The 11,952-nt window shown below is 48.5% G+C and carries 10 protein-coding genes; 9 read left to right on the plus strand and 1 reads right to left on the minus strand.

Translation table 11 applies throughout. The features are described from left to right. Positions 1-21 precede the first annotated feature (21 nt). The 9 genes from J2X05_RS13865 (at position 22) to recO (ending at position 9,064) form a co-directional block, all read left to right on the plus strand. The gene (locus tag J2X05_RS13865; protein WP_310073420.1) at positions 22-975 is read left to right on the plus strand and encodes a HEAT repeat domain-containing protein; all 954 of its coding nucleotides are present in this window, start codon (positions 22-24) and stop codon (positions 973-975) included. 392 nt (positions 976-1,367) lie between these two features. Then, the gene (locus tag J2X05_RS13870; protein WP_310073422.1) at positions 1,368-2,444 is read left to right on the plus strand and encodes a glycoside hydrolase family 11 protein; all 1,077 of its coding nucleotides are present in this window, start codon (positions 1,368-1,370) and stop codon (positions 2,442-2,444) included. A gap of 82 nt (positions 2,445-2,526) precedes the next feature. Then, positions 2,527-3,339, plus strand: coding sequence for a HEAT repeat domain-containing protein (locus J2X05_RS13875; protein ID WP_310073424.1), 813 nt, complete (start codon positions 2,527-2,529; stop codon positions 3,337-3,339). A gap of 144 nt (positions 3,340-3,483) precedes the next feature. Beyond that, positions 3,484-5,283, plus strand: coding sequence for a translation elongation factor 4 (gene lepA, locus J2X05_RS13880; protein WP_310073426.1), 1,800 nt, complete (start codon positions 3,484-3,486; stop codon positions 5,281-5,283). A 50-nt stretch (positions 5,284-5,333) separates the two neighbouring features. Then, positions 5,334-6,182 (plus strand): signal peptidase I, encoded by an 849-nt coding sequence (gene lepB / locus J2X05_RS13885; RefSeq protein ID WP_310073428.1) that lies wholly within the window; start codon positions 5,334-5,336, stop codon positions 6,180-6,182. A 53-nt stretch (positions 6,183-6,235) separates the two neighbouring features. After that, positions 6,236-6,670, plus strand: coding sequence for a DUF4845 domain-containing protein (locus tag J2X05_RS13890; RefSeq protein ID WP_310073429.1), 435 nt, complete (start codon positions 6,236-6,238; stop codon positions 6,668-6,670). 3 nt (positions 6,671-6,673) lie between these two features. Next, positions 6,674-7,354: a ribonuclease III gene (gene rnc / locus J2X05_RS13895; protein ID WP_310073430.1), complete on the plus strand. Its 681-nt coding sequence runs from the start codon at positions 6,674-6,676 to the stop codon at positions 7,352-7,354. A 63-nt stretch (positions 7,355-7,417) separates the two neighbouring features. Then, positions 7,418-8,344 carry a GTPase Era gene (gene era, locus J2X05_RS13900; protein WP_310073431.1) on the plus strand — a complete coding sequence of 309 codons (927 nt, stop codon included), beginning with the start codon at positions 7,418-7,420 and terminating at the stop codon, positions 8,342-8,344. Positions 8,345-8,353: 9 nt separating this feature from the next. After that, a complete protein-coding gene (gene recO / locus J2X05_RS13905) occupies positions 8,354-9,064 on the plus strand; it encodes a DNA repair protein RecO (protein WP_310073433.1) in 711 nt (236 codons plus the stop codon). A 31-nt stretch (positions 9,065-9,095) separates the two neighbouring features. Here recO and J2X05_RS13910 read toward each other — a convergent pair whose 3' ends face one another. Further along, the gene (locus tag J2X05_RS13910) at positions 9,096-11,900 is read right to left on the minus strand and encodes a response regulator (protein WP_310073435.1); all 2,805 of its coding nucleotides are present in this window, start codon (positions 11,898-11,900) and stop codon (positions 9,096-9,098) included. Positions 11,901-11,952 lie beyond the last annotated feature (52 nt).

Below are 11,952 nucleotides of genomic sequence, written 5' to 3' on the forward strand. Positions count from 1 at the left end.
ACACAACGAGGGATATTGAAGATGAGTATCCAACCTGATTTCAAAAAACATCTGTTATTGCCCGCACTGATCGGGGCCGCTATTACCTACGGTGCTCTCTCCTTACTTGACGATGAATCGCTCCAGCGCGAACAGATTAGCGCCCTTGAAAGCCGGATTCTGGATTTGGAGTTGTTATTGGCGCAAAAAGAAGAAGAGCTGACCGATGCGCGCTTTTTTTCCGCAGGCGTATTTGGTGTAGCTGACGCATCTGCGCTATCAGGATCTGGTGCGACCAACCATCAGAAGCCTGCTGCAGCGGCCAACGTGCTGCCTGACCAGGCCGGCAGCGAGCAGACGAGTGACACGGCAAGCTTGGATAGCCAGCAGCTAATAAAAGATTTGGGCACCCTCTCTGACCGCGACCCGCGCTCGTTTTCCGAAAAAGCCAATGCCCTGCTGGCGGGTAATGCGGGTATAGAAGGCGTCGCTATTGTCAGCAAAAGTGTGTTTGATCTGGCGGAGAATCCTGAAGTTCTGCCTGACTATGAATTGGAATCGCTCTACCAGAGCCAGTCCAACCCGGATCTGCAACGGGTTATCGCCCAGGTGATGTCGACGCGCGGCGATAACCGGTTGCTTGAAAAGCAAATCACCAAAGCACAGGCCAGCTTGAGCAGTGATAACCCGTCCATACGCCAGCAAGCGCTGGTCGAGCTGGGTAAAACACGTTACGCCAGTGCCGCCAGTGCAATCGCACCGCTGCTGCAGGACAGCGACACCAACGTAAAACTGGATGCCTTATTAGCACTGCGCGCAACCGGCAACCAAAGCCATGTCCGGTTGGCTGAAACGCTAGTCAGTCACCCTGATCCGGCGGTGAGTTGGTTGGCAAAAGATGTTGTCAATAGCCTGCAAAACCTGAGTGAGCGGGCGCGCACCCAACTGGCCAGCACAGATATTGTCGCTGAATTACCGGTAATAGCAGCGCCATAGCTCTAGTTTGGCTTCTAATGAAATTAATCGTTTACTAATAAAATGATGGCGCATTTTTCATCTCAATGTGGCTCGGATAACCGTAGTATTGACGCGAAAATGCACTCAATCCAGAAGCAAAAAGTGTTAAAAAAGGGAACCTTTTAACATTTATTGTTAATAAGACCATAAGCATATGGTTATTAAGACCATAATATATATGGTTTATTTGACAATAAGACAATATCACAATAAATAGGCACTTATCGCGGTGGCCAAGCCGGTTCATACCTATAACAGCAACGCAGTATGGCCCCCGATAAACGCCTGTTCGCAATGAACAGGGTAAGTCCCAACAGCCCCTCCTCCTCTACGGTGGTATTGGTTGGGTGGCTATATCCTGGAGTCTAATAATGAAACTATTTATCAGCAGCAAGCATGTAATTTCATCCTTTATCTGCGCAGCAGCGCTTTGTGCAACAACCGTTAGCGCGCAGACCTTAACGTCCAACTCGACCGGTACCAATAACGGTTTTTACTACAGCTTTTGGAAAGATTCAGGCAGCGCATCCATGACTTTGCATTCCGGTGGTCGTTACGCGTCCCAATGGACCAACAACACCAATAACTGGGTGGGCGGCAAAGGCTGGAATCCTGGCAGCAGCTCAAAAGTCGTCAACTATTCGGGTTACTACGGCGTAAGCAACAGCCAAAACTCCTACCTGGCACTTTATGGTTGGACCAGAAGCCCGCTGATTGAATACTACGTAATCGAAAGCTACGGTTCTTACAACCCGGCTTCGTGCTCTGGTGGTACTGACTACGGCAGCTTCACCAGCGATGGTGCTACTTATAATGTGCGTCGTTGCCTGCGCACCCAACAGCCCTCGATTGATGGCACCCAAACGTTTTATCAATACTTCAGTGTGAGAAATCCTAAAAAAGGTTTCGGCAATATTTCCGGCACCATCACCTTTGCTAACCACGTTAACTTCTGGAGAAGCAAAGGCCTGAATTTGGGTAATCACAACTACATGGTATTGGCGACTGAGGGCTATCAAAGTAACGGCAATTCTGACATCACTGTCGGTGAAGGTGCCGGTAATGGTGGTGGTGGTGGTGGGGGCGGCAGCTCAAGTTCAGCATCCGGCGGGAACAAAACTATTGTAGTGCGCGCCAGAGGGACAACCGGCCAGGAACAAATCCGTTTGAAAGTGAACAACACCACAGTGCAAACCTGGACCTTGTCTACCGGTATGAACAACTACACGGCGACGACCAATTTGTCGGGGGGTTCGCTGGTTGAATACTTCAACGATTCCGGCAGCCGCGATGTGCAGGTGGATTACATCAGTGTGAATGGCAGCGTGCGTCAGTCAGAAGCGCAAACTTACAACACCGGTGTTTACCAAAACAACGCTTGTGGCGGCGGCAATGGCGGCAGTGAATGGCTGCATTGCAATGGCGCTATCGGTTACGGCAATCTGTAAGTCTTAAGTTTCACAACCAAGGGGGTGGGATTTCCCGCCCCTTCTTTAATCGATACCTAAAAAATAATAACGAGAGATAGAGATGAGTATTCCCCGATATTCCAACAAGCATTTGTTATTGGCTGCGTGTATCGGCGCGGTGGTGAGCTATGGCGTGCTAAGCATTTTGCTGGATGGCAGCGCACAACGCGAAAAAATTATTGCTCTGGAACATAAAATCCAGACCTTGGAATCCGCGCAGAAACTAGTATCGGTACCTGCCGATAAAACCGCGCACCAAGCCCTGGATATTGAGCAGATTCGCAAAGATCTGAGCACACGTTTTATTGGTGACCCGCGCAGCTTTGGGGAAAAACTGCGCGACTTTGTAGCAGAAAACACCCATCCACAAACCATCGCAATTGCCTGTAAAGTCGTTGCCGATCTGGCTGAGAACCCGGATACCCTGACAAACCAGGAACTGGAGACACTCTATCGCAACCAAACCAATACCGAATTAAAACGCGTGCTTGCACAGGTACTGTCGCTGCGCGGTGATAACAATTTGATGCACATGTTAGTCGCCGAAGCCCAGCCAGGTTTGCGCAGTACCAACCCCGCGGTGCGCCGCCAGACACTGAACGATCTGGCCAAAACCCACTATGCCGGTGCCGCCGCTGCGATTGTGCCACTGGTACAAGACAGTGATACCAGTGTAATTCTGGATGCGCTGCTCGCCCTGCGCGCTACCGGTAACGAAAGTCATATCCCCTCTGCAGAAAATCTGTTGAGCCATCCGGATCAATCAGTCAGCTGGCTCGCCAATGATGTGATTAACCATTTGCAAAATCTGAGTACCAAGGCGCGCACCAAACTCACCAGCGCTGATGTTGCGGCGGAATTGCCGCCATTGTGAAGCCTGGGTAGGCTGAAGTCGGTTAGTCGTAGGCTGCAGGGTGTGCTCATGGCATGCCCCTACCAAATAGGCTAGAATGCCGCCCACTATTTCCGCCCCCCATTCCGGGGACAAATTCCAACTTCATAAAGTAGTTAAGCGCCTGTGACTGACCTGAGCCATATCCGTAACTTTTCCATTATTGCCCACATTGACCACGGTAAATCCACCATCGCCGACCGCTTCATCCAGATGTGCGGTGGTCTGAGTGACCGTGAAATGGAAGCGCAAGTGCTTGATTCCATGGATTTGGAGCGTGAAAGGGGCATCACCATCAAAGCCCACAGCGTGACGCTTTACTACAATGCGCGCGATGGCAAAACCTACCAGCTTAACTTTATTGATACCCCCGGCCATGTGGACTTCACCTATGAAGTATCCCGCTCGCTGGCTGCCTGTGAAGGTGCGTTGCTGGTTGTCGATGCGGGGCAGGGCGTAGAGGCACAGTCAGTTGCCAACTGCTACACCGCGATTGAGCAGGGCCTGGAGGTAATTCCGGTTTTGAACAAGATGGACCTGCCGCAGGCAGAGCCAGACCGCGTTGCACAGGAAATCGAAGACATTATCGGTATCGACGCCACCGAAGCCGTGCGCTGTTCCGCCAAGTCCGGCTTGGGCATGGAAGATGTATTGGAAGAGCTGGTGCGCCTGGTTCCGCCACCCGTAGGCGATGTTGATGCACCGCTGCAAGCGCTAATTATCGATTCCTGGTTCGACAACTATCTCGGCGTTGTCTCGCTGGTGCGCGTAAAGCAGGGCACACTGCGCTTGAAAGACAAGATCATCACCAAAACCATCGGCAAAGCGCAAATTGTTGACGGTGTGGGTGTATTTAGCCCCAAGCCCACCCAGTTAAAAGAACTCAAGGCCGGTGAAGTAGGCTTTGTGGTCGCTGGTATCAAAGACATTCATGGCGCACCTGTAGGCGATACCATCACTCATGCTCAAACTCCTGACGTTGAAGCGCTGGAAGGTTTCCAGAAGATCAAGCCGCAGGTTTACGCCGGTATGTTTCCCATCAGCTCCGACGACTTCGAGGACTTCCGCGAAGCCTTGGCCAAGCTGACATTGAACGATGCTTCCTTGTTCTACGAACCCGAAAGTTCAGATGCGCTGGGTTTCGGCTTCCGCGTCGGTTTCCTCGGCATGCTGCACATGGAGATCATCCAGGAGCGTTTGGAGCGTGAATACGATCTCGACCTGATCACTACGGCTCCAACAGTAGTGTTTGAGGTAGTCAAGCGCGGCGGTGAAGTTATCTATGTTGATAACCCGTCCAAATTACCTGACCCTGGCTCGATCGAGGAAATGCGCGAGCCGATCGTTGAGGCCAATATCCTTGTGCCGCAAGAACACTTGGGTAACGTCATTACCCTGTGTATCGAAAAGCGCGGCGTGCAAAAAGATTTGCAGTTCACCGGTTCGCAAGTGCGTGTGCGCTATGAGTTGCCGATGAATGAAGTGGTTACTGATTTCTTTGACCGGTTAAAGTCAGTTAGCCGCGGTTATGCATCGCTGGATTACAGTTTTACCCGCTTCCAAGCTGCAAGTCTGGTTCGTTTGGATGTGTTGATCAACAGTGAAAAAGTGGATGCCTTGGCGATTATTGTGCATCGCGATAAAGCGCACGGTATGGGTCGTTCGCTCACTGAAAAAATGAAAGAGCTGATTCCTCGGCAGATGTATGACGTTGCAATCCAGGCCGCTATTGGTGGACAAATCGTTGCGCGTTCAACTGTAAAAGCATTGCGTAAAGATGTAACAGCCAAATGTTACGGTGGCGATGCAACCCGTAAGAAAAAGCTGTTGGAAAAACAAAAAGCTGGTAAGAAACGCATGAAGCAAGTGGGCAGTGTTGAAATTCCACAAGCTGCGTTCTTTGCCGTACTGAAAATCGATAGCTAGTTAACATAGATAATAGTAATCGCAGACAAATAACCCACTAAGGAAACTTGATGAGCAGTATTAACCTTCCTCTGATTCTCACGCTCGCGGTATTGATTACTGGTTTGGTGTGGTTGTTTGATGCATTGGTATTGTCGCGTCCGCGCAAAGTCAAAGTGGCTGCCGTGGAAAAACAGTTTGCTGGTATGGCATTGGATACTGAGCAGCAAAAAGAGGCGTTTGAAGAAGCCAAAGCCGTGGCTGGCAAAGAGCCGATTTTGGTTGAGTATTCCAAATCCTTTTTCCCGGTTTTGTTTATTGTTTTCTTTTTGCGTTCGTTCCTTGTCGAACCGTTTCAAATTCCCTCGGGCTCAATGATCCCCACATTGGAAGTCGGCGATTTTATTTTGGTAAATAAATTTGCCTACGGTGTGCGGGCACCGGTGCTGAATAACACCATGATTCCTACCGGCAAACCCCAGCGCGGGGATGTGATGGTGTTTTTCCCACCGCATGCCCCCGAGACTTACTATATCAAACGTGTGATCGGAGTGCCGGGGGACCATATCTCTTACAATAATCATGTGCTGACCTTGAATGGCAAAGTCATTGAAGAAAAATTAGTGGCAGAGTTGCCGGCGGGCGCGCCCATGCTGCGGATGGTTACCGAGAATATTGACGGTAAAGAATTCACCGCCTATAAACACATACAGCCCAGTCGCTTGAGTGTGCATGGTTCCTGGGTCGTCCCTGAAGGTCACTACTTTATGATGGGCGATAATCGCGATAATAGTTTGGACAGCCGCGAGTGGGGCTTTGTGTCGGAAGAAGCGATTGTCGGCAAAGCCTTTGCAGTCTGGATGCATTGGGAGAAGTTCCTGAGCATTCCGTCCTTTGATCATGTCGGCGTTATTAAATAAGTACCTGTGGTAAGTTGAATGCTGGTCATTCCTCTCAATCGGAGTCAATCATAATGAAGGCTAACACTATCAAATTGCTTAAACACCAGCGTGGTCTTGGCATGTTGCAATGGGCCTTGGTAATAGCCGTTGCGGGTTTCTTTATCTTATTCGCATTCAAGGTAATTCCACTTTATGCTGAAAATACCTATGTTGAATCAGCCTTGCGCTCGCTGGAAACCGGCAGTGAAAAACTGGAGCAGATGACGGATGCAGAAATCAAAAGTAAGCTCAATAATTTTTACATGATTAACAATGTGCGTAGCGAAGGTCCAACCAGAAATATCAAGGTTGTGCGTGAAAGCGAAAAAGCTGTGGTTACTGTAGATTATGAAACTCGCGTACCGCTTTTCTGGAATATTGATTTGGTGGTGAGCTTCCAGAATCATCTCGACAGCTCTCGCCCCGGTCAATGCTGCAAACCTCCTGCTACCCCAAAGACCAAGTAATTTGTGTTAACACTTAAATACCAGCGCCTTGAGCTACGTCTTGGCTATCACTTTGAGGATCAGCGCCAATTACAGCTGGCGCTAACACACCGCAGCCATGGTGCAACCAACAATGAACGCCTTGAATTCCTGGGAGATTCGATTTTAAATTTTATTGTTGGCGAGGCTCTGTTCAAACGTTTCCCTGAAGCGCGTGAAGGTCAGTTGAGCCGCCTGCGCTCGCAGATGGTAAAAGGCGATACCCTTGCAGAACTCGCACGCGAATTTGAATTGGGTGAGTGTCTGGTGCTGGGCGAAGGAGAGATGAAATCTGGCGGCCACACGCGCGATTCGATTTTAGCGGACAGCGTTGAGGCGATTATCGGGGCAATATATCTCGCCAGCGGCCTGGATATCTGCCGCGAGCGTGTGCTCACTTGGTTCGCGCCACGCCTTGATACCTTAAGTATTGATACCAGTGCCAAAGATTCCAAATCGCGCTTGCAAGAATATATGCAAGCCCAGCGCCAGCCATTGCCGGAGTATGTTGTGGTAGCGGTGGGGGGCGAAGGGCATGCGCAAATGTTTACTATAGAATGCCGTGTTGCATTAACCAAACAGCCTACCAGTGCGACGGCCTCAAGCCGCCGTGAAGCGGAAAAACAAGCCGCGGTATTGATGCTGGCGCAGTTAAAAATCGATTGAATTTTGTAAGCTCGCTTATTAATAGATCGCCCCGAATTTCCATTCTCTCTTCCAGTATTATTTATGACTTTTGAATCAGATACAGATCAGCCTGAAACCATCGGCAGTCGCTGCGGTTATGTTGCCATCGTTGGTCGCCCTAATGTGGGCAAGTCCACGCTGCTCAATCATATCCTTGGGCAAAAAATCAGTATCACCTCGCGCAAGCCACAAACAACACGCAATGCTGTTGTGGGTATTAAAACGGAAGGCGATGTGCAGATTATTTTTGTGGATACCCCCGGTATGCACCTCGGCCAACAAAAGGCCATCAATCGTTATATGAATAAAGCTGCCACCAGTGCGATGAAAGATGTGGATGTGGTGGTTTTTGTAATCGACCGTTTTATTTGGACTGAAGAAGATGAAGCAGTTGCGGAAAAATTGCAGCATGTAAAATGTCCGATTATTTTGGCAGTAAATAAAGTCGATCAAATTGAAGACAAAGAAACCTTGCTGCCCCATTTGCAAAGCTTGTCGGAAAAATTAAACGTAGCCGAAATTGTTCCTATGTCGGCGCTGCGCAATACTAATCTGGATCGGTTGGAGCAGTTGGTTACCGAGCGTTTACCGGAAGGTATACATATGTATCCGGAAGATCAAATCACTGACCGCAGTTCGCGTTTTATGGCTGCCGAAATTGTGCGTGAAAAGATTACCCGTCAATTGGGCGATGAATTGCCCTACGAGATGGCAGTAGAGATTGAAGAGTTTAAGCAGGAAGGTAATTTGCTTAATATTTCTGCACTGATTTTAGTTGAGCGCGATGGCCAGAAAAAAATCCTGATCGGTGATAAAGGCAGCCGTATTAAATTGATTGGTACTGAAGCGCGCACAGATATGGAAAAACTATTTGAGATGAAGATCATGCTCAAGCTTTGGGTTAAAGTAAAATCCGGTTGGTCTGATGACGAGCGCGCCTTGCGCAGCCTCGGCTACAACGAGTTTTAATTCACAGCTATGCGTGTTGATCTTCAGCCCGCTTATATCCTGCACACACGTCCATATCGCGATACCAGTTTATTGATTGATTTTCTCACGCCCGACTTCGGGCGTGTCACAGCAGTTGCGCGCGGTGTGCGCAAAAACAAAACCCCCAAGCGTCAATTATTAAATCCGTTTAGCCGTTTGCTGGTTTGTTGGCAGGGAAAAACTGATATGAAACTCTTGACCAGTTTTGAATCCGACAACCATTTTCTCTCGCTTACCGCCAATCATTTATATTCCGGTTTTTATCTCAATGAATTGCTGGTGCGGCTCTTGCCGGAAATGGATGGGCACAACGGTTTGTATTTTGCCTACGAACAAAGCCTGAATGCGTTGCAAAACAAAGACGATATTGAGCCTTTGCTGCGCGAATTTGAATTTCGTTTATTAACTGAGTTGGGCTACGGTTTGGATTTTGGTGCGGATGTACGCAACGATTGTACAATAGAGGCACAGGAGTTTTACGAGTGCCATATTCAGGAAGGTTTTTTTCGTGCAGGGGCTGAAGTTCCCGAGCAGTTCTTGTTAAAAGGTGAATGGTTGTTGGCGATAGCAGCAGGAGATTATTCAGACCCTGCAACGCGCCTCGCAGCCAAGTATCTCTCCCGCCGGTTATTGAAACCGTTGCTTGGTAGTCGCCCGCTTAATAGTCGGCAGTTGTTTGTATCTGTCAAACACGACTGAGTTCCCGCGTTATTTATTTCTCTGTTATTTTTTAGGCGTCCGCTTTTTCCAAACCAAATAATGGGTCCAGTTCTTTATCGCGCCCCCAATTAATTAAATCGTCGAGCGCATGATTGAGCGCGGGGATTGCATCGCGCGCTTGTTCGTATTGTTCACTTTGGAAAAGTTTATCGAGCAACCCGCTGATATGTTTCAGGCGCGGTACACCGCAATAACAACTGCTACCGTACAGACGGTGAATCAGCTCGCCCAATTCCTCATACGCGCTATTCTCCAGTGCAGCATTGATTTGTTGTTTTTCGGTTTCCAAGCCACTGAGTAACATGCTAAGCATGTCGCGGGCGAGTGCCGGTTTGTTGTTAGCCAGTTTCAGGCAGAGTTGGATATCTACTGAGCCAGTGAGGTCTTGTGTTGGGATTGGTTCGCGCACATTCAGATTGTGGTTTTTTTCTTCGATTTGGATCACAACTTCTTTTTTACCTGACAAACTCGCCCAGCGATTAATGATATGTGCCAGCTGCGCCTCATTAACCGGTTTGCTAATGCAGTCGTCCATGCCAGCAATTAATAATTCGGCTTTTTGTTCGGTGATGGTATGTGCTGTGAGCGCAATAATTGGCGTGCGGCGTTTGCCTTGTTCCAAAGCACGGATATGCCGTGTTGCCTCCATACCATCCATCCCCGGCATTTGGATGTCCATAAAAATCACATCAAATTCATTATCGTTACAGGCTTCAATTGCCTGCTTGCCATTGCTGGCTTGCACGACTTGGGTATTTAAACCGCGCAATAATTCGGAGGCGAGCTGCAAGTTGGCAAGATTGTCATCTACCAATAAAACCGCAACACTCGGTCGCAACGCTTCCTCTTCATCTTGCTCGCGCATATCTTTGATATGCAAATCCAATTGGCGACCGAGCGTTTGCAAGAGTGAATCGTAAGCAATAGGTTTGTTGATAAACAAAACCTGCGATTTTTCTGAATGCGCGCGGAATAAGCGCTGGTGTGCCGGGGTGCAGCAAGCGATAAGTGTGCAATTAAATTCCACATTTAATTGTTCGGCCAAGTTATTCAGTAAAACGGGCGGAATTTTGCGCTCATTGGGCGCGATATCCAAAATTAACAAATCAAAATTGTTATTGCTGTTGCGCGCATTGCGCAATATAGGGAAGCAATCGTGTATTGCTGGAATGCTTTGTGTATTGCCGTTCCATTCACGGAGCAAGCAGTCAATTTGTTTTAACGACGCGGCATTTTCACCGCACAGCAAAATACGGTAGTCACTAAGGTTGGCCAATTGGCTCACCGAAGGTTGGCGTTTGTCGATACCTAAGCGCGCCGTGAACCAGAAGGTAGAACCTCGTTCCGGCTCGCTAACCACACCGATTTCCCCGTGCATGCGTTCAACCAATCCTTTGCAAATTGCCAAGCCGAGACCGGTACCTTCATGCTCGCGGGTATTGGAGGAATCAGCTTGGTTGAAAGGGCTAAAGAGTTGGTCTTGCTCTTCGCGAGTTAAGCCTATCCCCTCATCACTTACACACACTTTAAGTGTGATTTGTGTTTCCTGTTGTTGCAGGATACTGACATCAATCAGGATATTCCCGGTGCTACTGTATTTAATGGCGTTGCTCACCAAATTGGAGAGTACTTGCTTGAAGCGCAGTGCATCGCCCAATAAATTTTTGGGAATGCAGGGCTCGACGTAATTAATTAATTCCAGATTTTTTTCGTGGGCATCGGGTGCCAATATGTGCAGCACTTCATCGATGCAATTGCGAATGGGGACGGGTGCGTAATCCAGGGTGAGTTTGCCTGATTCAATTTTGGAAAAATCGAGGATGCCATTGATCACCGTGAGAAGGTTTTGCGCTGAATCGCGGATTGTTTCCAGATATTCACGCTGCTGTTCATTGAGTTCCGTTTTGAGTGCGAGATTGATAAAGCCGAGAATACCGTTTAGCGGTGTGCGAATTTCATGGCTGGTGTTGGCGAGGAATTCAGATTTTACGCGGCTGGCTTCCAATGCCTCTTTTCTCGCCAGATCAAGCTCCACGTTTTGGATTTCAATGGTTTCCAGTGTCTCGCGCAAATCTTCAATCGCGTGGTCAATGTGCGATTGCATATCGGCCTGCGCAGCTTCCATATAATCGGCCATGGTGTTGATCGATTCAGCCAAACCTAAAAACTCGCTGGAGTTTTGCTGCTCCACCCGCTCATTCAGCCGACCGCGCGCCAGTGCATGGACAATATTTTTAATATGGTCGAGAGGATCGGTAATGCGGTAATAAAGTGAAATAGCAAAATAGGCCCCCATAATCAAACACAACAGCGTGAGTGCGATGGTCAACACTATGGCTTCATAGCGCACCACGGCGTATGGTGCAGCCATTAATTCAAGTTCGACCCAACCGATAGGATTTTTATTTTCGAGGTTAACCAGCGGATGCGAAAAGCGTAAGGTGCGATCAGTGCGCCGCTCCAACGGCTGCTGCATGTTGGGTTCGCCCGCATCCTCGGTTTGCATAAATTGCGGGCCGCTGTGAAAGCTTTGGTCGGTATCGGTGTAATACGCATGTACAGCGCGAATGTAAGGTTCTTCGATGGAGGCATCGAGAATGTATTGCACCAATTCGCGATTATTTTCCAGCATAGGTTTATGCAGTAAGTGTGCTGTTTTTTGTGCAAGTACACTGCCGCGTAAATCTATAAATTTATTGATTTGTGAAATACATAAATAGGTAAGACTGGCAGCAATAAGAATAATAATGCTGATCGAGGGAATAAAAATCAGGCGCCAGACATCGGATTTAATGCTGCTGCGTTTATTATTCATAGAGTTTTGCCTTATTTTTTACTATGCCGGCGAGTGTTGGGCCTAAATGAGT

The sequence above is a fragment of the Cellvibrio fibrivorans genome (assembly GCF_031457055.1).
GTDB classification, from domain to species: domain Bacteria; phylum Pseudomonadota; class Gammaproteobacteria; order Pseudomonadales; family Cellvibrionaceae; genus Cellvibrio; species Cellvibrio fibrivorans.